Below are 25,395 nucleotides of genomic sequence, written 5' to 3'. Positions count from 1 at the left end.
TTAAGGATGATCATCTTACATCCTATCCATCAAATATTGAACTTAGTTTCTTAGAAAGGGATGAATCAATCATGTATACAACCGTTTCTGATTTTATTACAGAATGGAAGAGGGAAGCAGAATTAACACAAAAGGTGTTAGACAGTTTGACGGATGAATCTTTACAACAGCAGGTATATCCTGAAGGCAGGACGCTGGGGAGAATTGCTTGGCATTTCGTAACGAACACCCCTGAATATTTGACTGAATTCGGGCTTGTTCTCGATCAGGTGCAAGATTCAGATGATGTACCGGCCGCGAAACAAATCGCCGAAACTTTTAGAAAAATAAGTTCAGAAGTAGCGACGGCTCTGGAAGGACAATGGACGGATGAGAGTTTAAAACAAATTCAAAATGCTTTTGGACGTCAGGAATCAAATGCTACCATCTTTATGGGATTGATTAAACACATTGCTCATCATAGAGGGCAGGTTACCGTTCTTATGCGTCAGGCTGGATTGAATATCCCTGCGGTATATGGTCCTTCAAAGGAAGGTTGGATACAAATGGGAGTAGCCAACCCGCCGCTTTGAACATGAATGAACTCGAATAACAAGAACATACACGCAATAAAGTCGCGAACAATCGCGGCTTTTTTGTTTTTAAGATGTAATTACATGAACAAATATCATCCCCGCATTGCAGTTTTTATAGTAAAATGGAAATTGCGGGTTTTGCCATAGATGAGTGTCGTGACTTTAAGGAAGAGGAGTTATTGAGGCAAGTGAAAAAGTTATATTCAACATGGTTCGGAGGTTATTGGAGCCCATATCTGGTTATGGCTTTGGCCGGTATTCTCAGCGCGGTTTACTTCGGAATCACCCATACGGTGTGGGCGGTAACCGGTGAGTTTACCCGTCTCGGGGGACATATTCTGGAATTCATCGGGGTGGATGTGTCGGATTGGGCGTATTTCGACCTCGTACATATGAACGGAACGACTTGGACGCGGACCGACGGCTGGATCGTATGGGGCATGTTTATCGGAGCCCTCATTACGATTCTGCTGAGCAGCAATTTCAAGATCCGAATGCCGAGACAGAAACGGCGGTACGTTCAGGGATTTGCAGGAGGAATCATCGCGGGCTTCGGAGCCCGGCTGGCTCTGGGCTGCAATCTCGCAGCCTTTTTTACCGGCGTCCCACAATTCTCCCTTCATTCCTGGATCTTTATCGTTGCTACCGGCGCGGGCACATTCTTAGGTGCTCGGTTGGTTAACACAAGATGGTGGAAAGGGAAGCCCGTCCTGAAAATGGGAGGTACCGCGCCTTCCGTTAAACCGGGTAAGAACAGGCAACCCCTATTCGGGGGTGTGCTAGGTCTTGCCTACATCGCGCTGATCGTATACTTCTACGCAACTGGTCACACGATGCTTGGAACAGCCGCCCTTTTCGGAGCGGCATTCGGTATTCTGATCGAACGGGGCCAGATCTGCTTTACTTCCGCTTTCCGCGATCTGTGGATCAGCGGCCGGGCTACGATGACAAAAGCGATTGCCGTCGGTATGGCAGTCAGCTCTGTCGCTACACTTATCGTTATTCTTGTATACGGTCTGGACCCGATTACAAAAATTGCCGCCCCAAGCACCTTTATCGGCGGATTGCTCTTCGGCTTGGGTATTGTTATGGCCGGAGGTTGCGAAACCGGCATGATGTACCGGCTGATGGAGGGACAAGTTGTCTTTTTACCCGTGTTTATCGGCAATATAATAGGTGCAACTGCTCTGGCATATGCATGGGATCATATGGGGGTATTTAACCTTCTCGTGAAGAGCGGCTCGCCTGTCAATCTGATCACCGTCATGGGTCCGGCTGGTGCATTGATAATTACGCTGCTTGTACTCGGGGGCGGATTCGCTGTCGCCGCATACTGGCAAAAAAACTACCGCTTCGGCGTTGGATTCAAGAAAGGGGATGCAACCCATGTCCGTTGATTTCACACTTGATCTCCGGGGGGAATCTTGTCCTTACCCGGTCATCTACACACTCGAAACACTCCGTGATATGAAAAAAGGGCAGACGCTTCAGGTCATTTCGGACTGTCCGTCCGCTTTTCGGAACGTGCCTGAGGAAGTCGTTAAACACGGCTATACCATGGCACAGGAGCCGATCAAAAACGGCCAGGAATTCAGCCTGTTTATCCAGGCGTAATACCATAATCATAATTGCGTAAAAAGCCTCCCTTCTAGAAGGGGGCTTTTTTCATGCGTGACTGTTCTGACGCAACTGAAAGCAACATGAGATGTTATCCTTAATTACTGGTTAACTCGGAAAATGACTTTATAATGAGAACAAAGGATGTGAGCTCCATATGATTAATATGAATTTGAAGAAATTGCGAAAGATGCACCGATTCACCCAAGAAGAAGTTGCCGAAAAGATCGGCGTTTCAAGACAAGCCGTGGCGAAGTGGGAAAGTGGAGAGACTGTACCGGATATTCAACATTGTACAGCTCTTGCGGATCTGTATGGCGTGGTATTGGATGATCTGGTCCATTATTCCGATAAGCATTCAGACATCGGCCTGCGTCCGAAGGGAAAACATATTTTCGGCATGGTACGGGTCGGGGAACGTGGTCAGATCGTAATTCCCAAAAAAGCCAGGGATATATTCGATATACGCCCCGGGGATAGCCTGGTGGTTCTGGGAGACGAGGCGCAGAAGGGAATTGCCATTATGAAAAGCGAAGGCGTGCTGCAGTTTGCAGAGGATATATTAAATGCGCAGACATTCAAGGAGGAAGATGAGTAATTGCCATCCAAACGATGAACGTTGCACGGGTCTGGGTGTCATGTCAAGGCGTCAGCTTTGGCCGGTTATATAAAAACTCAAGGGAACATCGCCATTTCAAGCTGTAGAGTTTGAAAGGCTCTCCAAGTTATTTTGAATAACTTGGAGAGCCTTTTTAATGTGAAAGATCACATTTGAATCAGAACTTGATTTTAAGTGTGTCACCATCAAGATAAATCCCCTCGGAACGCATAATCGGCAGCTTCTGTTCCGCCGAAAAGCCGATGGTTTCCCCGTCCCTAAGTGTGACGTTCTGTTCAACGATATATAAAGAAATATCCATCAGGAATTCACGAAGCTCGGCAGGTGTTACCTGGCTGTCCAGCACTTCGATCTCGTCTTTACCAAAGGCTCTGAGTCCATAGGTATAACCATTAACTCCGGATTCCGTGCGTACGAGCCCGAAGTATACGAGATTTAACAGCGGAAACAGATCGTCGGATTTCATGGTTTCAGCCATTTCCACAAAGAGCTCGGGCTGAAATACCGTGCCGGATGAATAGAGACCGACGGCATTAGGCAGTTTCAAACAGCTCGCCGCCAGCTTGGTATACATCCTGCCGCTATCAAGCGGGGAGGCAGCACGCGAAAACACAGCCAGAATAAGCTGACTGACATGGGTTTTGGTTACCTCTACAGCCTCTGGCCACAGGTAATTTCCTTGCGCGTAATGCTCAGCCTCGCCATCCGGTACCGGAGCATCAACGAAGCTGACCGCGACCATGCAGCCGTCTGCTTCAAAGACCAGAATACCTTCCTTTTCCTCTTCGGAGCTGCCATTCTCCGGGGAAGAGGAAATATTCCAATCGTGCTGAAGATTTGCCTTGATTTGCTCCAGGTCGCATTCCGATGAATTCAACAGAACGAAGCCGTTAAATATACCGGATGATTCATTGGAGTCCATCGGGGTATCCTCTGGAGTTTCCCCTGCCTCATAGAGTGCCGCCTGCTTCATCCAATACTCACGAATCATGTTAACCATGGCTACAGCTTCTTGTTCCGCCGTGGCAGAATGATAAGGCTGCATCTCACTGAATACATGTCCGCAATGCTCGGTGTCTGACGGATTTTCATAACCGCCACAGACACCGACCAGCCATTTGCCAAACAGGGTCTTTTTATATTTGAAAATATAATAATGCATGTCGTGAAGATCGAATTCCCCAGCTAATTCGATTTTGCTGGGCTTATGACCGAGCTCTCGTTCATTTGCCAGCCATTCGATCATGGAATCCATTGCTGCTTGTTGTTGAACTTTCATTGTGTTCCTCTCCTTATATATGTACGATAATATAACTGTTATATTCTACCAATCATCACGGAGTTGAGCAATACTAGAAAAAGGCAAATAATTACCAATGAGAGAATGATCCTCGACCGCCGTTTTCTCAAATATGGGTAGGATCCATATACACCATGTTGAATATATTTTTACATCCATACAGAGATCAAGGAGGTGGACATGTGGAACTTTTAAAGGTTTCATATGAACAGAAAACAGTATTACGTAACCTCATGGAACTCTATCAATACGATATGAGTCAATATGAAGCTGAGAGTGAGAATGACGTTAATGAATATGGTCTGTACGATTATAAGTATTTAGACCATTACTGGACGGAAGAGGGGCGGTATCCTTACTTTGTTATACAATCAGGGAAGCTGGCCGGATTTGTATTGGTGAGAGAAATAAAAACAGCAAGGGATTCCTCTCGAAAGTACTCCATGGCGGAATTTTTCATCTTAAAAAAATACCGAAAGCAGGCAATTGGTAAGAAAGCAGCCTTTAAAGTATTCGAAATGTTTAAGGGCAAGTGGAGTATTGCCTGGTTGGAAAAAAATCGGTCAGCCCAGGCATTTTGGATCAAAATCATCTCAGAATACACGATCGGCGAATATTCCGAAACAACGTTTTCAGGTAACCCTGCAATTGAATTTAATGCCTAACAGCTCGTTTGAAAATACGACGCATACGCATGATGAGCCATTCAAATAAAGATGAAGAAGCTCGATATAAATCCGATCGGGACGGTCGCCTAACCGTCCTCCACTGAATATATCTGAAGTATCAGATGATTCAAGAGAGGATGTTGGCCTTGCAAGCTGTTTCTCATGATCTAGATCAAGGGTGGATCGCCTATACATCGAATCGTGCCGGATCGTTCGACATTTGGCTGTACCGACCGCAGGATAGACTTCATGTTCAACTTACCCGGGGACTTGGCGCGGAATTCTCCGTTCCCTATTGGTCGCCGGACAGCAGGAGGATTGCATTTATCGGAATTGGAAATGTGGTCCATTTGCTGGATACCTCCACGCATACCGTAGCCAGGATCGACCAAATCGAACCTTACACGCTGTTGGACTGGTCTCCTGACAATCGGTCTCTGGTCTATGTTAAAAATGGCCGAATCGTCGTTTATGATACGTTCACACATCGGAGCTATACCATCTCAGAGCCTGGAGCTAGCGATGTCCAATGGTTCCCTTCGGGTACAGAGCTTCTATTTGCGGCTCCGGATGCCAGTGGCATTACGCAGCTCTTCCGCATGCAAAGCGATGGCAGTAATCGGAGACAAATCACACGGAATACGAATGGACCGCTCCATAACGTTCGGATATCCCCGGACGGTGCCTTCGCACTCTATACATTCCCTGGTGCAAGCATCTCCCTGATATCAACTGTCGATTTGGCAACCGGAACCGTCTATACGCTGGAAGGCGGACCGCTCGCCAAAAACTATTTTCCGTCATGGTCACCGGATTCCCAGAACATCGCCTACAGCGCAACCGCTTATGAAGAGCCATATTATTATTCTCTTATCCAGATTGACAGCCGCACCGGACAGAATCAAAGGACGATTGCGGTTTCCGACTGTTTTGCCACCCCTGTCGGGTGGTCGCCGGATGGTGCGAAAATCGCATATTTGTCGGGATGCGGAGGTGTTGAAAGCGCTAGTCAGCTCTGGATCGTGGATATCAGGGATCAGATGCCGGTGAACGTTGTCAGCGGCGGGCGTATTACCGCCGTGCAGTGGTCTCCTCGCGCCAGAAGGCTTCCGGAAAACATTTTCACCAGCCTCGTTTACCGGGTATCCTTTCCATATCCTGCAAACTGGCGTCAGGTAAGTGATGAAAGATACGAAGGGGCCGACGGTTTTTTTCAGGTATCCGCGATTTCATCAAGTGACCCTATTACCGAAGTATGCCACGCCGAAGCTTTTCATCCATTAATGCCTTACGGCTCATCACCAACTATTATCGATGTGAAGGTGCAACATCAAGACGCGTGTTTCATCTTCCCGTCAGCCGATCAGCCAGCCGAGATGAATAAGCAGTCCGCCCTGATCGTAAGATACCCCCGCCCTGTCCAAATCGGGGAAACGTTCTACAATTATTTTATCTTGTTTGCTGACGTCAACCATATCCGTCAAATGGGTGCGCGGTTGTCGTTTTTATAATGCTAATCATTGCTACATGGATGAATTTTGTTTAATCCCTACTTGACAGGTTGAATTAATTGGTTTAATCTAGCCACAGGAATCACCACTTCAGTCATCATTAAATGATCATTCATTATCTTAGCATTGAAGGATGTCAGCCGATTGGTCCACCAAAGGCTCCTGTTTACTCCTTTGTCGTTAGTACGACGAAAGGGGTAGATGGGGGTCTTTCTGTATTTTCAAGAGTTAGCGATGGGGGATAAGGACCGGCAAACGGAGGTTCATGACCCGAGAAAGGAGCGACATGGAAGATAAGAATTGGGACTTGTTGGAGGAGGCCGATTGGCATTTTCGCAAAGTGGTACGCAGGTTTGTCAAAGAACGTGACAAGATTTCGGTAGAAGGCATAACCTTGCCAGGCTTGTTGATTCTCAACACGATATACCGGAATGGAGAGCAGAGGCTTGGCGAGCTGGCGGAACAACTCGACTTCACATCCGGAGCTGTAACGGCGATATCCGATAAGCTGGAGACTTCCGGGTTCGCGATCAGAAGGCGTAGCAAGACGGACCGGAGAGCGATTGCCTTAGATATTACAGAAGCAGGAAGAGAGATGCTGCAGCGTAATGAAAATGTTGGCGGGTATATGATTGACCTCATCTTCGGCGCATTCTCGCACGAGGAGCTCAGGGAACTCATTCATTATTTTAAACAGCTGAGTGAACATCTTGAAGGTTTCTCGGATTCTGTGCTTCAACAGTGTGCATTATTTACCGAGCCAAACGAAAGAAATGCACAAGGTAATCGTGGCTCCGTGAAACGATCAAATGCCTTTATTTCTTACTAAAAATCAAATTTGAAAGGAAGTTGTGACGATGGGACACCCGACGATTTATCCAACAGGTACAACGGTTTATAATCCGGAGAAGACTTGGAGCGGTTACACGATATATCAAGCAGCGGATACAGGAGCTCTCCTCATTGACATGAATGGGAGAGAGGTTCATCTGTGGAAAGGGCTTCGAGGATTTCCCAACAAGCTGTTTCCGGGTGGTTACGTGCTGGGAAGCACCTCCGAGCGCGACCCGAAATACGGGTTTCAGGATGAAACCAATCTGGTGCAGGTCGACTGGGACGGCAATATCGTCTGGAAATTTGACCGTTATGAATACATAGAGGATCCGGGGCATCCGCCGCAGTGGATGGCACGCCAGCATCACGATTATCAGCGTGAGGGCAATCCCGTCGGTTATTATGTTCCAGGGCAAGATCCGAAGGTGGATTCGGGCAATACGCTCATCCTGGCTCACAAGAATGTGAAGCGTCCCGAGATATCCGACATCGAGCTGCTGGATGATACGATCATCGAAGTGGATTGGGAAGGAAATGTGGTGTGGGAATGGGCCGTTAGCGATCACTTTGATGAACTGGGATTTGATGAGGATGCAAAGCTCGCATTATCCCGCGATCCGAACACCCGCGGCTTTGGAGCTCATGCGGGCGATTGGATGCACATTAATTCGGCTTCGGTGCTCGGGCCTAACCGATTTTATGATGCGGGAGACGAACGCTTTCATCCCGATAATATAATCTGGGATGCCAGGGAAACGAATATTATTGCCATCATTGATAAAAAAACCGGGGACATCGTCTGGAAGCTTGGCCCGGATTATTCCACGGAGGAAACGAAGCATATCGGCTGGATTATCGGCCAGCATCATGCCCATCTCATACCGCAGGGCCTTCCGGGCGAGGGTAACATTTTGATCTTTGATAATGGGGGTTGGGGCGGTTACGGAAAGCCGAATCCGGAAGCGGCGGATGGTTTGAAAATAGCTCGGCGTGACCATTCGCGCATCCTGGAAATCAACCCCGTGACTTTAGAGATTGAATGGCAATATACGCCGACGGAAGCCGGATTCCAGGCTCCGCTTGACTCTTACCGCTTTTACAGCCCGTATATCAGCTCGGCACAGCGGCTACCCAATGGCAACACCCTGATTACCGAAGGGGCTGACGGACGAATATTCGAAGTGACACGAGCTTTCGAGCTGGTGTGGGAATATATTTCGCCTTATAAAAACAGCCGCAACTCCAACATGGTCTATCGCGCATACCGGGTTCCATATGAATGGGTTCCTCAGCTTGAATTGCCCGTTGAGACGGAGATTGCCCCGCTGGATGTTGCCGATTACCGTCTGCCGGGCGCCGCGCCGAGAGGTGCCGTTACAAGTGTGGAAGTCGAAGGTACAATCTCATACGGTGAGGGAGCGCTTTGCGTGGCCAGAACGGATGAAGTCGTGCAAAAAGAGAGGGATCGAGATGAGTAGACATCAATCTTTGAAGCAATGGAGTTTTCGGCTGCTGTCGGTAATTCTTATCATGAGTATGCTAAGCGGGTGCGGCAATGCTTCGGGTGAGCAGCAGGGGAATCGGCTCAAACTGAAAATCGCAGACATTTCAACCAATACCGTGTTTCGTGTAGCAAAGAGCAAGGGTTTCTTCGACAAACACGGAATTGATGCCGAATTGGTAAACTTCGCTACGCCGGCTGAAGGCGTGAACTCCTTATTCATTAAACAGGTAGACGTTGCGTTCGGAGCGGACTTCCCGCTCCTGAACGCTGTCAGCAAAGGCGATTACTCCATCTTTGCTTCATCAGGAACGGCAACGGATTTAAGTGCGAGCGAATGGAAGCTGTTCGTTCGTAAAGAGATTGGAAGCGCTGCGGATCTCAAGGGGAAAAGGTTAAGTTTCTCAAGAGGCACTTTCATCCCCTATCTATGGGATGTGTATTTGGCCGAAAACGGAGTTGCGCTCTCGGACGTGGAGCTGATCGGACAGGGAGGTTTCGACGAGGCGTATGTAGCTCTCAAAAAAGGCGACATTGACGCCGCCTGGGTATATGGAGCAGTGCTGAACGAGAAGTTCGGTGCGCTTACCGAAGCCAAAGAAATGTCGGATATGTCTAAGACACCCGTAAGGCTTGGTACCGGATTGATCGCTTCGAATGAATTGCTCAACGGCAACAAGAAAGGTTTCGTAGCGCTGCTGAAAGCGCTGGATGAGGCGTCAGCTTATGCCCAGGCGCATCCGGAGGAAACGGCGGATCTGATGTATGAAGAAGTCAAGCAGCCGAGAGAAGCGACGCTAAAGGATCTGCCGAAGAATCCATGGAATCTTGGTTTTACGGAAAAAGCCTACGAAGGATTACGGGGACAGAAGGAATATATGGTGGATAACGGCATCATCGAAAAGGATTTCGAGCTGAACGAGAAATTGAATCTGGATTTGGTGAGGGAAGCATTCCCGGATCGAGTCATTGAACTGAAGTGAGGAGATGAAGACGATGAGAGCAGCGTCAAGGCAGAATGAAATCCATATTGAACAGTTGAATAAAAGTTACGCACAGCAAACCTCGGCAGGTGACTTGCACTATATTATCCAGGACGTCAACTTGGCGGTAAAAGGCGGCGAGTTCTTTGTTCTGCTGGGTCCAAGCGGGTGCGGCAAGTCGACGCTGCTTGGTCTGATCGCCGGCTTTGTATCCAAGACTTCGGGTCAGGTGAGAGTAGGCGAGAAGGAGGTGGACCGTCCGGGCCAGGATCGTGCCGTCGTATTTCAGCAAGCCGACTCCTCCTTGTTCCCATGGCTGACCGTAAGAGAAAATGTGGAATTTGGACTTCGGATGAAGCGAATACCTCCCGCGAAGCGAAAGGACATATCCAGTCAGTTTATTACGTTAGTGGGTCTTGCGGGGCATGAGAGCAAATATCCACGCGAGCTGTCAGGCGGTATGAAACAACGGGTACAGCTGGCAAGGGTATTGTCCAATGATCCAGCGATTTTGCTCATGGATGAACCATTCGGCGCATTGGATGCGATGACAAGACGGACGATGCAAAGAGAGTTGGTACGCATATGGCAGGACACGGATAAAACCGTCATCTTCGTGACGCACGATATTCAGGAAGCTCTTCTACTCGGAGGACGTATCGGCATCATGTCAGCGGGTCCGTCCTCAAAAATAACGGATATCTACGAGGTGCCTCTCGCCTATCCGAGAGATATATCTGATCCGGCTTTCCATGCGCTGTATAACCAAATTCAATCGCATTTTGACGAGTAGAGAGGAAGGGAACCCATGAGCAAGAAAATTAAGAAATGGTCGCTTCATATCCTGGTGTGGATTGCTGGTCTTGCCGTCTGGCATTTGCTTTCCCTTGCGTATGGGCCCGAAATTCTGCCGGGTCCTATCTATACCGCCAAGGGCGGATATGAATTGTTGATGGACGGCACCCTGATTCAGTATATCGGGATCAGTTCATACCGGGTGCTGCTCGGCTGGACCCTTGGTAGTCTGATTGCAATTCCGGCCGGACTCATCATCGGGAAGGTGGGGCCGATCCGCGCTTTCGCCGAACCGTTCCTCAATTTCATCCGGTTCATTCCGCCGATTGCCTTCATCACCTTGTTTCTGGTCTGGTTCGGCATCGGGGAAACATCGAAAGTTATGCTTATTATGTATGCAACCTTCTTTATTGTGGTAATAAATACGTTGACGGGTGTGTTATCCGTAGAAGAGGATAAGATTCGCTCCGCCCGCAGCATGGGGGCATCCGAGTGGCAGATTGTGCAACATGTCATCATTCCTGCAACGATCCCATTTATGTTCACCGGCATCCGGCTTGCCATGGGAACCTCGTTCATGGCGATTATCGGGGCAGAGATGATTGCTTCGAATGAAGGCGTGGGGTATCTGATCTGGAATTCACGTTTGTTCTTCCGTACGGATTGGATTTTTGTCGGTTTGATTTGTCTGGGATTGATGGGGTTCATAACGGACCGTGCCGTAGGTCTGCTGGGGCGCAAGTGGTTGTCCCGTTACGGGGTAGTCAGTACGAACTCACTCCGTAGATGAACGTAGTACTATTATACGAAGCCGCAGCTCCCTCTTATGAAGGGGCTGCGGCTTTTTCATTTGGAATAATGGATCACCATACTTAATCGGTTCATGGAGGCGCCGGAGTTATGGTAAACATGCGGTTTATCGGCCTTAAATCGAATGGATTTACCAGGAGTCACCGTATATTCCTCGTTTTCGACACGAATGGTGAGCTCTCCTTCGAAAACAGTAATAAATTCTTCCGTCCCCTCAATGTGAGCCTCTGCACTTAAATAACCGCCACAGTCCATTTCTAACGAATACATTTCAAAGCGCCGCCCTTCCTCAAAAGGGAAATAAGGATAAATTCGAACTTTTCCGTGATCCTCCACCAGCGCTTGCACCTCTTCTTGAGATACCACGACCGTTTCGGATTGAGGCTCATTAATCAAAGACGTAAAAGAGAGCTTTAACCCGTTCGCAATTTTCCATACGGTTGTAATAGAGGGACTCGATTCTCCTCGTTCGATCTGGCCCAGCATCGTTTTGCTGATTCCGGTCATCTCCGCGACTTTATCCAGGCTTAGCTTCCTTTGCTCCCTTAGCAGCTTCATATTATTCGCCAATACTAAATGAATCGGCTTCAACATCAAACACCGCCTTTTTTGGATTGTGCGTTATAACATACATATTGTATAATCATAACGTACAGACGCTATAACGTACAATTATTACTACTATAACATACGCGAAAGGAGGGAGCGCGTGTTCATCGTTGCGCTGCTTACCTATGCGATTGTCGCTTCATTTACGCCCGGACCCAACAACATCATTTCGATGACGAATGCACGGAGCCACGGATTTAAGAAAACGATGCGCTTTATCGGAGGGGTAGCAGCTGGATGCTTGGTCATTATGCTGTTGTCCAGCTATTTCAATCTGGTATTATATCCATTCATCCCGAAGATCAGGTTTGTTATGAATATCATCGGATGCGTGTATCTGATCTATCTTGCCATAAAAATCATGCAGAGCAAGCCCTCTCATGCAGATGATAAGGCTCGTGGATTCAATACCTTTTATTTCGGGTTCATCTTCCAGTTCATGAATCCGAAGGTTATTTTATACGGGATAACAGCTGTATCGACCTTTGTCATGCCGATCTCTACTTCCCATGCCCAGTTGATATCCTACTCGTTCTTGCTCACGATCGTCGGCATTTGTGCCAACATGACCTGGGCGCTATTCGGTTCGCTGTTCCAGCATCTGTTATCTCGATATGAGCGCCCGTTTAATATATCGATGGGATTGCTTCTGCTTTACAGCGCCTTTTCTATTTATGCCACGAACTGATTGTCTAGCTACATCGTAAGGTCATCGCACCTCAGCCAAAAGTACAAGGCTTCCCGAATCACACATCCGGAAAGCCTTGCTTTGTTTTATTCGAAAATGTTGGAGATCTGCTCTTTCAGTTTGTTAGCAGATGCATGAAATTGGGTTAATTCCTCGTCATTAAACTCGAGATTCAGAATTTCCCGAACGCCTGTACGATCAACCACACAAGGCACGCCTAAGTATACATCAGACACACCGTGGTAGTCCGTGAGCAGCGTGGATACATTGAGAACGGAACCTTCGTTTTGCAAAATGGAGACGATGATCCGATCGAGTGCCAACGCGATTGCATAGGAGGTGGAACCCTTGGCGTTAATGATTTCATAAGCCGCATTCTTGGTGCGGTCGAAAATATCTTCTTTTTCACCGTCAGTCAGATCGATTCCGATCCCCGCGATGTTGGCAATGCTCCAAAGCGGCAATTCGGAATCACCGTGTTCCCCGACGATATGGGCGTGAATGCTGCGCGGATTAATGCCTTTGTTTTGACCAATCAAATACCGGAAACGGGCGCTATCCAGCAAGGTACCGGAGCCGATCACGCGATTGACCGGGTAGCCGCTCTTCTTCAACGTGACGTAAGAGAGAATATCCACCGGATTCGTAGCCACAAGAATGATGCCGTGGTCATTGTATTTCACGATGTTTTGGATAATATCGTCAAATATCGCCGTATTTCGCTTCAATAAGTCAATTCGCGTCTCGCCGGGTCTTTGGTTGGAGCCTGCGGCAATGACAATGATGTCGGCATCCTTGCAATCGCTGTAATCTCCAGCCCACAGCTTGACGCCTCCGGCAAAGGGGAGGCCGTGATTCATATCCAAGGCTTCACCAAGCGCTTTGTCATGGTTCGCATCGATTAATACCAGTTCAGATACTCTTTCGCGTAAGAATAAGGTGTACGCAGTCGTTGCTCCCACAGCTCCTGTACCGATGATCACCACGCGGGACGGACGCTGAGCTCCATTTTGTGTCATAAGTGTTTCGCTCCCTTGTACTGAGTTAATGAAATTTGGTGAATGGTATACTTCTGATGAATTACCCTAATAAAAGGCTGCCGGAACAGTGAATCCCTAAGGCTTCATCGATAGTAATGATAACATATTCAGGAAGATTTAAGCAGCGGGATTGTGATATATTTCATCCTGTGTGTTCATTTTTAACTTTGACACTGTCAGAAACCATACACATTCATCAGGGGAGGGGATCACGCTTATGCCAAACGCGGTCACAGGTTATTATCGGTAATTCTATCAGGTATAAACGAAGCAAGCAGTTGCCTTATTTCCTGAATCATGACCCTCTGATATTCATTACCCTCATGGTATAGCTCTCCGATCTTCATGTACGTTTGGTCCAGTTGCTCTTGATAGGATGCAGCTTGTTTATCGGGGTGGTTCCTCTTGAACTCATCCATAACGTTCTGGATATACGCCGGACGAGCGCCCCAAGTTCCGAGTACTTCTCCTGTGCTTGCATGGAGGAAGACAGCAATCGGCTGTGCGCGTCCGCCATCCGTTAGAAATAGGTCCATTGTTTCCATATGATCTTCCATGATGAGCACGTCGGACGGAATTCGGCTATATTCCAATATTTTAAATAGGACAGGCACATTCCATATGACATCCGGGCACCAATCCGTACAGAGAATCAGGCAGTGCAGATGGTTGAATGGGTTTCGCTCAGAAGTAAAGAATCGCTCGGTCTCTTTGTTCTCCCACTGGAAGCGATCATATACTTGTCTGAATAGTTCCTTCGTATTTGGGATTCTGCTCAATTTCATTTCCCGAATCTTCATATTCTCCATGAATTGGAGAGGCGTTAAACCCTGGCCGATCTTTTGTTGGAGATGGAGGGGATGAGACATAGGATCATACGTCCTTTCATAACGTAATAGATTCATATTGAGATACATCCAATTTAACGTTAGCTTAAGACAAAACTGACCATACAGAAATGGTCAGTTTTTATCTGTTTATGAAAGTCAGATATACTGAAGGTTGTGTTACCGAATGAAGCGATTCGTGAAATAGGATGCGCTACATGGGCTGAGTTTCATGTATAATTCATTAAACATACCTACCATTACGACAGTAAATTTTATTAATATAATGCCTGAGGTGGTCCCACTTGTTTGATATTCTTCTACCGGAGCAAAGCGAGTTCCCATTATACCAGCAGTTATATCTGCAAATTCGTGAGGGTATCCGTAATGGGGTCATTCCCGACGGACAACGATTGCCTTCCGTTCGCGCCCTCCAGCTTCAGCTCAATATAAGCAAAACACCGATCGAGACGGCTTATCAAATGTTAACGTCAGAAGGGTATGTGATCAGCAAACCGAGGTCGGGGCTATATGTCATAAATCCATACAAGGAACTATCTCACCATCATCAACAGCAGACCCCCTCTATAACAACGATGTCAGTTATGCATTCCAACGGGCACTTGAATCAAGATCAAGGCGTTATTGACTTTAATCCCACTCGATTAGATCAAGCGTCTTTTCCGGTACGAACCTGGAATAAAATGCTCAAGGAAGCGTTGGAACAGCACGTGAGTGAAATGGGAATGTATGGGGATCCGCAGGGCGAATACGGGCTTCGCACCGTGGTTTCGGAATATCTGCGAAATTCCAGAGGGGTTATTTCAACACCTGATCAAATTGTGATCGGCGCCGGCACGGCCTATAGCATGGGGCTACTTACGAGAGTACTTCCAGGACTTAAGCATATTGCGGTTGAGGAGCCGGGTTACAGCTTGGTACGAGATCAATTTCACTTGAATGGCTGTGATTTACTTCCGATTACGCTTAGTGATAAGGGAATCTCGCTTGACCAGCTGGAGAGCAGCCACGCACAGCTCGTATATGTAACGCCATCTCACCAATTCCCGACGGGAAGCATCATGCCTTATCCGGAGCGGGAACGATTACTGGAGTGGGCCAATACCAGAAATGCATACATTATCGAGGACGATTATGACGGTGAGTTTCGTTACCAGGGAAAACCGATTCCTTCCCTGCAAGGATTGGATCATAATGGGCGGGTCATATACGCCGGCACGTTCTCGAAAGTGTTGACTCCGACACTGCGTATGAACTATCTCGTTCTGCCACCGGCGCTGCTGAATCACATATCCCACAAACGTCAGGAAGTATTATTTGCCCCTTCACGCGTGGAACAGTGGGCAATGACCGCGTTTTTTGAACAGGGGCATTGGTACCGTCATATTCGTAAAGTTCGTAATCTGTACAGGAAGAGACATCATCAGTTGATTGAGTTGATTGAGACTTATCTCGGCAGGTTTGTTGAAATTACGGGTCAGAATTCAGGGCTCCATATTCAGCTCATCGTCAAAAAAGAAGTGTCCTCGGAGGAATTGATTCAGAGGGCGGCAAACGTCGGGGTTATCGTGTACGACCTGCGAAAAATGTGGATGAACCATCAGCAAGATGCGAATATGTTCCCGAGGTTATATATGGGATTTGCAAGCTTGAACGCAGCTGACATGGAAAAGGGGATACGGCTTCTGCAGAAGGCCTGGAACATGGATTGAACACGGCTTGTTTATACCTGTCTTTTATAAAATGTTGAAACTGACCATTTCATAAGGGTCAGTTCCTTGTTTATGATAAGCAAAAAAAGTAGGAGTGCATGCTATGATCACCCAAAGTGAGGTAAGGGCATATTTAAACCGTTTAGGCATTTCGGATATTCAGGAACCGACGAAGGAATATTTATTCGAGCTGCATAAAGCCCACGTGGCACAAATACCTTGGCAGACCTTGGATATTTTTGCCGGGAAACCGACATCCATCGATATAGAGGAATCGGTACAACTTATGATCCATCATCGAAGCGGTTATTGTTTTCATCTGAATGGAGCCTTTACCGCGCTTCTTCGAGCCTTAGGTTATAAGGTATATTGGCATCGGGCAGGAGTACAGCCTTTAGGGCAAGAACCACGGATTAACGGCTTCCATCTCGGGATAACGGTAAGTTTATTGAATGAACAACTTGGGGAAGAAGAGCGGTGGCTCGTGGATGTCGGACTTGGCGATATGCCATGGGAACCGATCCCATTGAAATTCGGGGAATACATACAGGGACCTTTTCAATATACGCTTGAGCCGTCTCGCATAACGGATGATGGCTGGAGGCTGATCCATGATCCCCATTATTCATATGTAGGCGTAGATTATGCCCCTGATGTTGTGAACAGCTTGGAACTATTTAAATCAAACCATGCATTTTATAGCCGATCACCGGAATCCCCGTGGATGGAGCTGTTCATTGTTAGGCAACGGCACGAGCAGGGCATGAACGAGCTCAAAGGCTGCATATGGAGAAAGTGGAGCGGCAATACCCTGGATAAGGTAGAGATTTCATCGAAGTCGGAATGGTTCGAGATCCTGGCGGACATATTTCATGAGCCGCTCGTCAACTATTCCATGATCGAACGGGACCTGATATGGGATAAGGTTAACAGGCAGCATCAGAATTGGAAGAAGCTTATGGAGAATGAGCGAGCATAGAAGACACCGAATGATTCACCTTATTTTAGTTCCCCAGCTGATCCTCAGCGGCATAGAACATGCTAAACCAATCTGTCACTTGAATACCCGGAAACGCAGATGATAAGATGGTACATAAAATTCGTGTTGTGAAGCATTGTCTTATTGCTTCATAACCTAGCTGTAAGGAGATCTATAGTCATGGCAACCATCGAAGATTTTACCAAGCTGGATATTCGGATCGGGACGATCGTGGAAGCAAAGCCATTCCCGGAAGCGCGCGTTCCCGCCATCAAAATGAAGATTGATTTCGGCCCGCTCGGGATCAAGCGCACCAGTGCCCAAATTACGAATCGATATGATGCGGACACCATCATAGGTAATCAAGTTGTCGCTATCGTCAATTTTCCGCCTAGACGCATAGCTGGCTTTCAATCCGAAGTGCTTGTCCTCGGCGGGGTACCGGAGCAGGGAGACGTTGTGCTTCTGAAGCCGGATGTTGATCTGCCGAATGGCACTCCCATCGCTTAAACCTATTTCATCAGTCGGTGCGGTCGCTTGCGGCTTGGACCGACTAGATGAACCTCACCTCGCTGCGTCTCTTCAACAATTCAGCCGCTCCTTCCGCAATTTTCTGAACACCGATTTCGATGAGTTCCTCCTTCACCTGAGATACGCTTAGTCGTATCATGGATTCGTTCTTAAACTCAGGCAAGAACATGCTGCTGGCATCCTGAACATACACGTTCTCATTCTCCAGATAGTTAACCAATTGATATGCTTTTAATGGTTCTGGCAGCTGGATCGTGGAATAAAATCCGGATGGCGAACCCGTAAAGGATAAGAAAGGTGGCAGGTGAGTTTGGTAAGCCTGCTGGAGCAGAGCCCCTTTTTTACTATAGGTCTGCCTCATCCTCTGAATATGTGCTCGGAACATCCCGTTCTTCAGATAAATTTCGAGTGCGCCTTGCATGAGCACCGGACTGTGTATGTCCGCCGCGTGCTTCGCCCGCTGGAATATTTCACTCATCGCTTCGGGGATCACAGCCAAGCCCAGCCGTAGTCCGGGGAGCATGACTTTGGAAAAGCTCTTCGTGTAGATCACCCTGCCAGAGGGATCGAAGGCAAACATCGGATCATGTTTCGAATCCGGATCCAAATCTCCCATATAATCATCCTCGATGATATAGACATCATACTTCTGCGCAAGCTCTACAATCCTCTTCTTCTCCACATTGGAGTAACTGTAGCCTGTAGGGTTATGGAACCTTGAGACCGTATAGAAAAACTTGATATCCCTGGTTTTAAAAATGTCCTCCAACCGCCCAAAGTCGATGCCGTTCTTCGTAACCTCAATCCCGTATGTCACGGCTTGATGAATCTTGAGGGAGTCCATCATGCTAAAGTGCGTGGGCTGCTCAACACAAATATTGTTCTTTCCGTTAGGAAAAGGAAGGGAGACCAGCAGATGCAGCGCTTGCTGCGAACCGGACACAACAAAGATCCTTTCAGGAGCCGTGAAGACCTGCAAGTCGAGTAAATGCCGGGCTAACTCAACACGAAGTGACTGCAAACCCGGAATTTGGGAATAGGTGAATAACTCTTCTTGATATATTTCGATCGCTTGGTTCATGCAATGCTGAAAGTCTCGGTAGGGCATGACCGTTTTATCAGGTCCCGCCGATCGAAAATCGATCACTTGGTCCGCTGGGTTCGAGGGAGTTATGTTACCTCTGCCCTCCACGACATAGTAACCACTCTTGGGAACAGCATAGACAATATGTCTCTTTTCCAATTCAGCATAGGCCCGTAAGGCTGTATTTTTACTGCATGAAAAGGATTCTGTCAAAGCGCGGATGGATGGCAGTTTGCTGCCGGGTTTCAATAAACCATCCAGTATTTGGCGTTCAACTGACTGAATAATGTCGGTGTATTTCATATCTTGTTATACCTCCATTCGATCTGTACGGGTACAGAGCCGGAAAACATGCATTCTCACAACAATATGCTATAAGTATACTCTACAATGCAGCATGCTTTGGTTCGATATTGCTGTTGATGTTGATTGGAATGGATTGTGTGCTGATCATGGTCATTTTCATCGTTAGGAGAACGATGTAATGACGATTAATACCAGGGTTGAGGAGTGGGATCGATGCATTTAAAATGGATATGGCTCTTCTTGTGCCTGATTGTGATGGTAATCCTTACGGGTTGTGACCGAATCAAGGAATCGGATCCGCGAGAAATTGTGAAACAGTATGTGGAATGGTGGGAGCAGGGCAGCTACGAATCGATGTATGATGTGTTGTCACTGGAGTCCAGACAGAAGATGACAAAAGAGGATTTTATAACGCGATTTCGGAACATTTATGAGGGGATTGGAGCAGAAGACCTCACCATCACGACAGACTTTACGGCTCAGGAAGCAAGCGGAACAAGGGAAGAGCGGGTGTTCTATCCCTATCAAATCCAATTGGAAACATCGGCAGGTCGGGTGCAGGCAGAAGGTTCGTTTGAGCTATTACAAGAGGGCGATCCAACCGAGACTAAGAAGCTGTCTTGGCGAATGGTATGGCAACCTTCCTTGATATTGCCGGCTATGGATGCCTTGGATAAGGTGAACGTGCAGACGTTACCATCCAGCAGGGGCGAGATTTTGGATCGTAACGGTCACGGTCTGGCCATTAATGGCACGATTGAGGTCATCGGTATCGTTCCCGGTAAGCTCGGCGCCGATGGAGAACAGACCTTGGTTGAATTAGCTGAACGCCTGGGAATTTCGACCGAGATTATGAAGCGTAAGCTTGATGCGCCGTGGGTGAAAGACGATCTGTTCGTACCCATCTTGAACCTCAATGCCCAGCAGGGCAGAATGGATTACAGTGATCTGCCAGGCGTTGTAAAGAAGAAGGAACGTGCTCGAGTCTACCCTTACGGCGCGGCGGCAGCACATCTAACAGGCTACATCCGACAAGTGACAGAGGAGGATTTGGCCCATGCGCCCGAGGCGCAGTATGGACCGACTGAACTTATAGGTAAATCAGGATCCGAGCAGGTATATAATGAAGTGCTGCGTGGCCGGGACGGTAAGCGGATCTCGATCGTGGATTCCTCGGGTAAGGTCAAAGAAATCGTAGCCGAGAAGGAAGCAGTAGATGGTCAGGATATTCGTTTAACCATTGATGCTGAACTTCAAAAATCCATATTTGCTTCATTTCGTGAGGATGCAGGTACCGCAGCCGCCATCAACCCCAGGACCGGGGAAATCATGGCATTGGTTAACAGCCCGTCCTATGATCCCAATGCTTTCATTGTTGGATTATCGACAGAGCAGTGGGATGAGTGGAACCACAATCCGGATAAACCGCTATTGAATCGATTCACGAAGCTGTACGCTCCAGGCTCGGTATTTAAACCGATCACGGCTGCGGTTGGTCTGAAGCTCGGGGTCACTACCCCTGGAAAGGTCAGGGAGATCCACGGCTTGCGTTGGTCCAAAGACCCGAGCTGGGGAAATTATTACGTGACACGCGTGAAGGAAGTACCCGTTCTGAATCTGAGAGATGCTCTTGTGTATTCAGATAACATCTATCTGGCGCAGGAAGCATTGGAGATGGGTGCGGATCCTTTTCTGAAGGAAGCTGTAAAATTCGGGTTCGAAGAGGGTTTGCCGCTTCCATTCCCTTTCCCGAAAGCAAGCTTGGCTAATGAGGGGATCAAGAACGAAATTCAACTCGCGGACTCCGGATATGGCCAAGGGGAAGTGCTCATGAGTCCTTTACATTTGGCTTTGGCCTATACCCCCTTCATTACTGGCGGGAAGCTGATTCAGCCTGTACTGGATTTATCAGAGCAGGAGAACAAGCCTCAGAAGACAAGAGAGGTGTTGGATGAGCACACTGCCGGAATCATCAAGCGTATGCTCGTCGATGTGGTTCAGGATCCAAAAGGCAGCGGACACGGCGCTGATCTATCGGGTATTGAGCTTGCAGGGAAGACGGGAACCGCCGAACTGAAAATCAACAAAGGCGAAAAAGGACAGGAGAACGGATGGTTCGTTGCGTTTGACACGAGGGAGTCCAAGCTCCTCCTTGCGATGATGATAGAGCATGTTGAAGATCGGGGAGGCAGCGGGTATGTGGTGAACAAAGTCGCGCCGATCTTGCAAAAATATTACGAAAAAAATATCCTTGAAAATAAGCTGACGAAAAGCTCTTGTTATGCGAATTGGACGGTTGTAATATGGAATAAAACTAGTCGGAGATGATCTTATGAGTAAGATTCAATTCTCAGTCCAAGTTCGATTGGTATCCGATCTTACCCGTTCCAAACAGTTCTATGAAGAAGTACTGGGTTGTGAAGTGAATGACGTATGGGCGGTAAGGGATGATTTTGCGCTCGGATTCAAGCTGATTCAGGCGGAATCCCGCGCTGATGTCACACCCAATCCAGCGGGGAAGGACCATGCGACGCGCTGGGATACATACGCTTACGTGGGTACACATTATGATTTGGATGCGTTGTATGAAGAACTGACCTCCAGGGGGGCCGAAGTGGCACAGGAACCTGTATTCATGGAAGCGGACTGGGGCGTGTGGAAGGATTTTGCGATTCAAGATCCAGACGGCTACGTCATTGGCTTTGGCTCCGGGATAAAGGACTAGGTGGGTGCGATGTCGGACATTGATATGAAGAAGGTCCTTATCAGCAGCGACCCTTCGCTGTTGGACTTGGATGCCATTGTACATTTTTTGCGGCGAAGCTACTGGGCTAATGAGCGTTCTGACCAAAAAATCAAAACATCGTTAGAAGGTTCTACGTGCTTCGGGGCATATTACGCCAACCGACAGATCGGTTTTGCTCGCGTGGTAAGTGATGGCGCAACCGTCTATTGGCTGTGTGATGTATTTGTGGATGAGGCATATCGTGGAATTGGCGTGGGGAAGAAATTAATCGAAACGATTACGACCCACGAGGATTACCGAAATGTATTCGGTATATTGGCAACGCGGGATGCCCATGGTCTGTATGAGCAATACGGTTTTGTCCGCGATCATGGAAAAACATTGACTCGGATGCCGGATTTTCTCCGGAAGGATTAGTTGAAATAATAAGGAGTTTATGATGGTTAGTATTCGTCGTATTCATTATGATGATTTAGATGATCTTATCCTGTTATATGAAGAGTTGGATGAGAGTACCGTTGACGCAATCAAAATGAAATCTCTATTTTTAAAAATACAAGAAAACGATCTTTATTATTTGCTCGGTGCGAAGAATGAGGAAGGCTCATTAATTGGGTCGGTTATGGGGATACAATGCTACGATCTGACTGGTGATTGTAATTTCTTCATGATGATTGAGAATTTAATTATATCCAGTGCTTACCGGCGTAAAGGAATCGGTAAACAGCTTATTATGCGCATTGAAGAAATTGCTATCGAACGAGGTTGTCATTTCATCACACTTGTTACTGGGAGCAAGAAAGCCGAAAGTCATAAATTCTATAAATCCCTCGGATATGAGGACGGTATCATTAAAGGGTTTTATAAAAGCTTGCCCTGTTAAGAAGGGGGATCATCTATGATTATATGGGTTAACGGCGCATTTGGCTCGGGCAAGACCCAGGCTGCGCATGAGCTTCAGCGAAGAATCTCGAACTCGCACGTGTACGATCCGGAGAATGCAGGTTACTTCATTCGCGATAATGTGCCAAGGGATGCCAAACGCGACGACTTTCAGCATTATCCGATGTGGAGGGAGTTTAATTACTCCATGTTTAAGTATATGGATCAGGAATCGGACCAATTGATTATTGCTCCGATGACCATTACAAACGCGGAATATTTCGATGAAATCGTTGGTCAATTGAGACGTGATGGCGTGGAAGTACAGCATTTTACTTTGTGCGCTTCCAAGGGAGTGCTCCTTAGACGGCTGCGGAGCAGAGGAGAAGGTTCGAATTCATGGGCCGCACAACAAATTGACCGGTGTATCAGCGGATTCTCGAATGAAGTGTTTCAGCATCATATCGACACGGATCATCTATCGATCGATGAAGTGGTCGAAACGATCGGTGTTTTGGCAAATGTGAAGCTGTTGCCTGATCATCGCAGCTCCGCCAAGAAGAAACTCGATCGAATCAAAACCAAATTTGCGCACATCCGATTTTTTGGATAACAAGTGGATGGATTATGACATTTGAAGGTTTATTCGAAAGTTGTAGTGTAGAGTTTTAGCGATAGCGGGAATATAACTAAAGAAAAGACGATTTCTCATATTGGGAAGTCGTCTTTTTCTGTCTGTAAGGTAACAGAAAATCTCACACCCAAAATATTTTATATGCAGCTAAATATTTTTCCTTAACGAAAAACAAGCTATATATGTACGAATATTCTCTATGAAATCAAGAAGAAATGGAGAAACCCATTAGAAGGAGATCTGCAAAATTATAAAATTCCATTGACAAAATCCTAAAGATGGATTATTTTTTGTACATGGGAATTAAAGTTGCGTCAGAGCAAAATAATTGGATCACGGCAGGACGAGGTTTGAGAATGTCCGGGATCGTCTAAGGATTGAGCAAACTCATTATTGATGTGGAGTGGAGGAGAAGAAGATGAAGAAGAGAACGAATAGAAACAGGATATTATTAGGGGCAGCCGCCATTCTGAGTTTGCTGCTGGTGTTAACCGCGTGCGCTTCGGGAGAAGTGAAGCAGGAAGGAACAGCGGGTGAGCAAGGGGATAAGAAAATTCGAGTGGTTACAACCATTGGACAGATTGCGGAACCCATCTCCGTTATAGGGGGAGATCGGGTCGAGGTACTGAGCTTGATGGGGCCTGGCGTCGATCCGCATTTATATAATGCTACCCAAGGCGATATCAAGAAACTGGATAGTGGCGATGTTATTTTCTATAGCGGGCTTCATCTCGAAGGCAACATGACGGAAATATTCGAACAGATCGGTAAGAACAAACCTGTACTGGCGATTGCAGATGCCATCCCGAAGGATCAATTGCTGCAGGATGATACGCAGGCCATTGATCCCCATGTGTGGTTTGACATCGATTTGTGGAAAGTGTCTTTGGATTCGGCTGTAGAGGAGCTGAAGTCCCTTGCTCCGAATGATGCTGACTTTTTTGAAGAGAACAAGCAGAAGTATTTTGCCCAGCTGGATGAATTGAAAGCCGAGGCCAAGGATAAGTTGAGTCAAATTCCGGAAGAACAGCGGGTGATGGTTACCGCTCATGATGCCTTTGGGTATTTCGGCCGCTTGCATGGTCTGGAGGTAGTTGGACTGCAAGGATTGAGTACGGAGGATGAAATCGGCCTCTCGGACATTAACGGAACGATCGATATCCTGCTGCAGCACAAGGTGCCCGCCGTATTCGTTGAGAGCAGCGTCAATCCAGCTTCCATTAATGCCGTTATTGAAGGTGCTGCCAAGAATGGGCTGGATATAAAGCTTGGAGGAGAGCTTTTCTCCGATGCCATGGGCGAAGCGGGAACAACGGAAGGAACTTATGTCGGAATGTATCGTCATAATGTCGAAACCATCTATCATGCATTAACAGGAAGTGGTGAATAACATGTCTGTACTTCAAGTTCAAGACCTTAATGCATCCTATCGTAAAAATAAAGTGCTCCACCATGTCTCCTTTCATGTGGAACCAGGCTCTTTAACCAGCATAGTCGGGCCGAACGGTGCCGGTAAATCAACGCTGTTAAAGGTCATGCTGGAGCTTCACCCCAAGCTGTCCGGGAATGTGTCATTCTTTGGATCAAGCTTAAGCAAAATCAAGACCCGTGTCGGCTATGTGCCGCAGCGCGGATCCGTGGACTGGGATTTCCCGACCGATGCACTGGATGTTGTCATGATGGGTCTATACGGCCGGGTGGGCTGGCTGAAACGACCGAACATGAGCCATAAGGAAAAAGCGATGGCATCGCTGGATCAAATGGGCATGGCGGACTTTGCCGACCGCCAGATCAGCCAGCTCTCCGGCGGACAGCAGCAGCGCGTATTCCTCGCTAGGGCGCTTGTCCAGGATGCCGACCTCTATTTCATGGATGAACCGTTAGCTGGTGTTGATGCGGCAACCGAGCGGGCGATTATGAGCACGCTGAAGGATCTGAAAATGGCCGGTAAAACGGTCATGGTGGTCCATCATGATCTGCAAACGGTTGAGGATTATTTCGACCATGTGCTGCTTCTGAACCGTACGGTCATTGCGCATGGGAAGACGGAAGATGTATTCACGAAGGAACATGTATACCGCGCCTACGGCGGTTCGCTTCGCTGGATGAAGGAGGCGTAACGC

Annotated in this window: 27 protein-coding genes; 22 read left to right on the top strand and 5 right to left on the bottom strand. The window is 47.5% G+C overall.

Features of this window, described 5'->3' with window-relative positions; genetic code table 11:
• The first annotated feature begins 71 nt into the window (after window positions 1–71).
• The 4 genes from M4D81_RS15520 (at window position 72) to M4D81_RS15505 (ending at window position 2,790) form a co-directional block, all read left to right on the top strand.
• Window positions 72–572 (top strand): DinB family protein, encoded by a 501-nt coding sequence (locus tag M4D81_RS15520; protein WP_260067177.1) that lies wholly within the window; start codon window positions 72–74, stop codon window positions 570–572.
• Between the two features lie 191 nt (window positions 573–763).
• Entirely contained in the window at window positions 764–1,972 is a 1,209-nt protein-coding gene (gene yedE, locus M4D81_RS15515; protein ID WP_397376698.1) for a selenium metabolism membrane protein YedE/FdhT, read from the top strand.
• The gene (gene yedF, locus M4D81_RS15510) at window positions 1,962–2,189 is read left to right on the top strand and encodes a sulfurtransferase-like selenium metabolism protein YedF (protein WP_100536992.1); all 228 of its coding nucleotides are present in this window, start codon (window positions 1,962–1,964) and stop codon (window positions 2,187–2,189) included. The genes yedE and yedF overlap by 11 nt, the downstream gene beginning before the upstream one ends.
• Before the next feature lie 160 nt (window positions 2,190–2,349).
• Window positions 2,350–2,790: a helix-turn-helix domain-containing protein gene (locus M4D81_RS15505; protein WP_260067176.1), complete on the top strand. Its 441-nt coding sequence runs from the start codon at window positions 2,350–2,352 to the stop codon at window positions 2,788–2,790.
• A 178-nt stretch (window positions 2,791–2,968) separates the two neighbouring features.
• Here M4D81_RS15505 and M4D81_RS15500 read toward each other — a convergent pair whose 3' ends face one another.
• A complete protein-coding gene (locus M4D81_RS15500; protein ID WP_260067175.1) occupies window positions 2,969–4,090 on the bottom strand; it encodes a DUF4261 domain-containing protein in 1,122 nt (373 codons plus the stop codon).
• Between the two features lie 203 nt (window positions 4,091–4,293).
• Here M4D81_RS15500 and M4D81_RS15495 point away from each other — a divergent pair, with 203 nt between their 5' ends.
• The 7 genes from M4D81_RS15495 to M4D81_RS15465 all read left to right on the top strand — a co-directional run bounded on the left by M4D81_RS15495 (window position 4,294) and on the right by M4D81_RS15465 (window position 11,193).
• Window positions 4,294–4,776 carry a GNAT family N-acetyltransferase gene (locus tag M4D81_RS15495; RefSeq protein ID WP_260067174.1) on the top strand — a complete coding sequence of 161 codons (483 nt, stop codon included), beginning with the start codon at window positions 4,294–4,296 and terminating at the stop codon, window positions 4,774–4,776.
• A 140-nt stretch (window positions 4,777–4,916) separates the two neighbouring features.
• Entirely contained in the window at window positions 4,917–6,290 is a 1,374-nt protein-coding gene (locus M4D81_RS15490) for a hypothetical protein (RefSeq protein ID WP_260067410.1), read from the top strand.
• Window positions 6,291–6,576: 286 nt separating this feature from the next.
• Window positions 6,577–7,119 (top strand): MarR family winged helix-turn-helix transcriptional regulator, encoded by a 543-nt coding sequence (locus M4D81_RS15485; RefSeq protein ID WP_260067173.1) that lies wholly within the window; start codon window positions 6,577–6,579, stop codon window positions 7,117–7,119.
• Window positions 7,120–7,147: 28 nt separating this feature from the next.
• Window positions 7,148–8,602 (top strand): aryl-sulfate sulfotransferase, encoded by a 1,455-nt coding sequence (locus M4D81_RS15480; protein ID WP_260067172.1) that lies wholly within the window; start codon window positions 7,148–7,150, stop codon window positions 8,600–8,602.
• A 52-nt stretch (window positions 8,603–8,654) separates the two neighbouring features.
• Entirely contained in the window at window positions 8,655–9,608 is a 954-nt protein-coding gene (locus M4D81_RS15475; protein WP_397376701.1) for an ABC transporter substrate-binding protein, read from the top strand.
• Between the two features lie 13 nt (window positions 9,609–9,621).
• Window positions 9,622–10,401: an ABC transporter ATP-binding protein gene (locus M4D81_RS15470; RefSeq protein ID WP_260067170.1), complete on the top strand. Its 780-nt coding sequence runs from the start codon at window positions 9,622–9,624 to the stop codon at window positions 10,399–10,401.
• A gap of 15 nt (window positions 10,402–10,416) precedes the next feature.
• Complete coding sequence (locus tag M4D81_RS15465) at window positions 10,417–11,193, top strand: ABC transporter permease (protein WP_260067169.1); 777 nt, start codon at window positions 10,417–10,419, stop codon at window positions 11,191–11,193.
• A gap of 56 nt (window positions 11,194–11,249) precedes the next feature.
• On the opposite strand, the gene M4D81_RS15460 is transcribed toward M4D81_RS15465, so the two are convergent.
• Entirely contained in the window at window positions 11,250–11,804 is a 555-nt protein-coding gene (locus tag M4D81_RS15460; protein WP_071220691.1) for a helix-turn-helix domain-containing protein, read from the bottom strand.
• Window positions 11,805–11,922: 118 nt separating this feature from the next.
• On the opposite strand from M4D81_RS15460, the gene M4D81_RS15455 reads away from it, so the two are divergent.
• Window positions 11,923–12,510: a LysE family transporter gene (locus tag M4D81_RS15455; protein ID WP_260067168.1), complete on the top strand. Its 588-nt coding sequence runs from the start codon at window positions 11,923–11,925 to the stop codon at window positions 12,508–12,510.
• 86 nt (window positions 12,511–12,596) lie between these two features.
• Here the strand turns inward: M4D81_RS15455 and M4D81_RS15450 are convergent, their stop codons facing one another.
• Together M4D81_RS15450 and M4D81_RS15445 are read right to left on the bottom strand one after the other, a co-directional pair.
• Window positions 12,597–13,529: an L-lactate dehydrogenase gene (locus tag M4D81_RS15450; protein WP_260067167.1), complete on the bottom strand. Its 933-nt coding sequence runs from the start codon at window positions 13,527–13,529 to the stop codon at window positions 12,597–12,599.
• Between the two features lie 251 nt (window positions 13,530–13,780).
• The gene (locus M4D81_RS15445; protein ID WP_397376697.1) at window positions 13,781–14,335 is read right to left on the bottom strand and encodes a thioredoxin family protein; all 555 of its coding nucleotides are present in this window, start codon (window positions 14,333–14,335) and stop codon (window positions 13,781–13,783) included.
• Between the two features lie 347 nt (window positions 14,336–14,682).
• On the opposite strand from M4D81_RS15445, the gene pdxR reads away from it, so the two are divergent.
• From pdxR to csaA, 3 genes are all read left to right on the top strand, one after another.
• Window positions 14,683–16,110, top strand: coding sequence for a MocR-like pyridoxine biosynthesis transcription factor PdxR (pdxR, locus tag M4D81_RS15440; RefSeq protein ID WP_260067165.1), 1,428 nt, complete (start codon window positions 14,683–14,685; stop codon window positions 16,108–16,110).
• A 103-nt stretch (window positions 16,111–16,213) separates the two neighbouring features.
• On the top strand, window positions 16,214–17,089 hold the full coding sequence (locus M4D81_RS15435; protein WP_260067164.1) for an arylamine N-acetyltransferase family protein: 876 nt from the start codon (window positions 16,214–16,216) through the stop codon (window positions 17,087–17,089).
• A 180-nt stretch (window positions 17,090–17,269) separates the two neighbouring features.
• On the top strand, window positions 17,270–17,599 hold the full coding sequence (gene csaA / locus M4D81_RS15430) for a chaperone CsaA (protein ID WP_260067163.1): 330 nt from the start codon (window positions 17,270–17,272) through the stop codon (window positions 17,597–17,599).
• A 43-nt stretch (window positions 17,600–17,642) separates the two neighbouring features.
• Here the strand turns inward: csaA and M4D81_RS15425 are convergent, their stop codons facing one another.
• Window positions 17,643–19,007, bottom strand: coding sequence for an aminotransferase-like domain-containing protein (locus M4D81_RS15425; protein ID WP_260067162.1), 1,365 nt, complete (start codon window positions 19,005–19,007; stop codon window positions 17,643–17,645).
• A 216-nt stretch (window positions 19,008–19,223) separates the two neighbouring features.
• On the opposite strand from M4D81_RS15425, the gene M4D81_RS15420 reads away from it, so the two are divergent.
• The 7 genes from M4D81_RS15420 to M4D81_RS15390 all read left to right on the top strand — a co-directional run bounded on the left by M4D81_RS15420 (window position 19,224) and on the right by M4D81_RS15390 (window position 25,392).
• Window positions 19,224–21,338 (top strand): penicillin-binding transpeptidase domain-containing protein, encoded by a 2,115-nt coding sequence (locus tag M4D81_RS15420; RefSeq protein ID WP_260067161.1) that lies wholly within the window; start codon window positions 19,224–19,226, stop codon window positions 21,336–21,338.
• A gap of 4 nt (window positions 21,339–21,342) precedes the next feature.
• On the top strand, window positions 21,343–21,735 hold the full coding sequence (locus tag M4D81_RS15415) for a VOC family protein (RefSeq protein ID WP_194542538.1): 393 nt from the start codon (window positions 21,343–21,345) through the stop codon (window positions 21,733–21,735).
• Between the two features lie 9 nt (window positions 21,736–21,744).
• The gene (locus M4D81_RS15410) at window positions 21,745–22,173 is read left to right on the top strand and encodes a GNAT family N-acetyltransferase (protein ID WP_260067160.1); all 429 of its coding nucleotides are present in this window, start codon (window positions 21,745–21,747) and stop codon (window positions 22,171–22,173) included.
• 19 nt (window positions 22,174–22,192) lie between these two features.
• Window positions 22,193–22,639 (top strand): GNAT family N-acetyltransferase, encoded by a 447-nt coding sequence (locus M4D81_RS15405; RefSeq protein WP_260067159.1) that lies wholly within the window; start codon window positions 22,193–22,195, stop codon window positions 22,637–22,639.
• A 15-nt stretch (window positions 22,640–22,654) separates the two neighbouring features.
• A complete protein-coding gene (locus M4D81_RS15400) occupies window positions 22,655–23,251 on the top strand; it encodes an AAA family ATPase (protein ID WP_260067158.1) in 597 nt (198 codons plus the stop codon).
• A gap of 439 nt (window positions 23,252–23,690) precedes the next feature.
• Window positions 23,691–24,662, top strand: a complete 972-nt coding sequence (locus M4D81_RS15395; RefSeq protein ID WP_260067157.1) for a metal ABC transporter solute-binding protein, Zn/Mn family — start codon at window positions 23,691–23,693, stop codon at window positions 24,660–24,662.
• Between the two features lies 1 nt (window position 24,663).
• Window positions 24,664–25,392, top strand: coding sequence for a metal ABC transporter ATP-binding protein (locus M4D81_RS15390; protein ID WP_260067156.1), 729 nt, complete (start codon window positions 24,664–24,666; stop codon window positions 25,390–25,392).
• Window positions 25,393–25,395 lie beyond the last annotated feature (3 nt).

The sequence above is a fragment of the Paenibacillus sp. p3-SID867 genome (assembly GCF_025142895.1).
Lineage (GTDB): Bacteria > Bacillota > Bacilli > Paenibacillales > Paenibacillaceae > Paenibacillus_AQ.
Note: the sequence above shows the minus strand (reverse complement) of the source record. Positions and strands in the feature narration are given on the sequence as shown.

Bases quoted from the DNA above. Each gene is read 5' to 3' on its own strand.
- M4D81_RS15520 (WP_260067177.1), top strand. From the start codon at position 72: ATGTATACAACCGTTTCTGATTTTATTACAGAATGGAAGAGGGAAGCA.
- yedF (WP_100536992.1), top strand. From the start codon at position 1,962: ATGTCCGTTGATTTCACACTTGATCTCCGGGGGGAATCTTGTCCTTAC.
- M4D81_RS15505 (WP_260067176.1), top strand. From the start codon at position 2,350: ATGATTAATATGAATTTGAAGAAATTGCGAAAGATGCACCGATTCACC.
- M4D81_RS15500 (WP_260067175.1), bottom strand. From the start codon at position 4,090: ATGAAAGTTCAACAACAAGCAGCAATGGATTCCATGATCGAATGGCTG.
- M4D81_RS15490 (WP_260067410.1), top strand. From the start codon at position 4,917: ATGTTGGCCTTGCAAGCTGTTTCTCATGATCTAGATCAAGGGTGGATC.
- M4D81_RS15485 (WP_260067173.1), top strand. From the start codon at position 6,577: ATGGAAGATAAGAATTGGGACTTGTTGGAGGAGGCCGATTGGCATTTT.
- M4D81_RS15480 (WP_260067172.1), top strand. From the start codon at position 7,148: ATGGGACACCCGACGATTTATCCAACAGGTACAACGGTTTATAATCCG.
- M4D81_RS15475 (WP_397376701.1), top strand. From the start codon at position 8,655: ATGAGTATGCTAAGCGGGTGCGGCAATGCTTCGGGTGAGCAGCAGGGG.
- M4D81_RS15470 (WP_260067170.1), top strand. From the start codon at position 9,622: ATGAGAGCAGCGTCAAGGCAGAATGAAATCCATATTGAACAGTTGAAT.
- M4D81_RS15465 (WP_260067169.1), top strand. From the start codon at position 10,417: ATGAGCAAGAAAATTAAGAAATGGTCGCTTCATATCCTGGTGTGGATT.
- M4D81_RS15450 (WP_260067167.1), bottom strand. From the start codon at position 13,529: ATGACACAAAATGGAGCTCAGCGTCCGTCCCGCGTGGTGATCATCGGT.
- M4D81_RS15445 (WP_397376697.1), bottom strand. From the start codon at position 14,335: ATGAAATTGAGCAGAATCCCAAATACGAAGGAACTATTCAGACAAGTA.
- M4D81_RS15435 (WP_260067164.1), top strand. From the start codon at position 16,214: ATGATCACCCAAAGTGAGGTAAGGGCATATTTAAACCGTTTAGGCATT.
- csaA (WP_260067163.1), top strand. From the start codon at position 17,270: ATGGCAACCATCGAAGATTTTACCAAGCTGGATATTCGGATCGGGACG.
- M4D81_RS15425 (WP_260067162.1), bottom strand. From the start codon at position 19,007: ATGAAATACACCGACATTATTCAGTCAGTTGAACGCCAAATACTGGAT.
- M4D81_RS15420 (WP_260067161.1), top strand. From the start codon at position 19,224: ATGCATTTAAAATGGATATGGCTCTTCTTGTGCCTGATTGTGATGGTA.
- M4D81_RS15415 (WP_194542538.1), top strand. From the start codon at position 21,343: ATGAGTAAGATTCAATTCTCAGTCCAAGTTCGATTGGTATCCGATCTT.
- M4D81_RS15410 (WP_260067160.1), top strand. From the start codon at position 21,745: ATGTCGGACATTGATATGAAGAAGGTCCTTATCAGCAGCGACCCTTCG.
- M4D81_RS15405 (WP_260067159.1), top strand. From the start codon at position 22,193: ATGATGGTTAGTATTCGTCGTATTCATTATGATGATTTAGATGATCTT.
- M4D81_RS15400 (WP_260067158.1), top strand. From the start codon at position 22,655: ATGATTATATGGGTTAACGGCGCATTTGGCTCGGGCAAGACCCAGGCT.
- M4D81_RS15395 (WP_260067157.1), top strand. From the start codon at position 23,691: ATGAAGAAGAGAACGAATAGAAACAGGATATTATTAGGGGCAGCCGCC.
- M4D81_RS15390 (WP_260067156.1), top strand. From the start codon at position 24,664: ATGTCTGTACTTCAAGTTCAAGACCTTAATGCATCCTATCGTAAAAAT.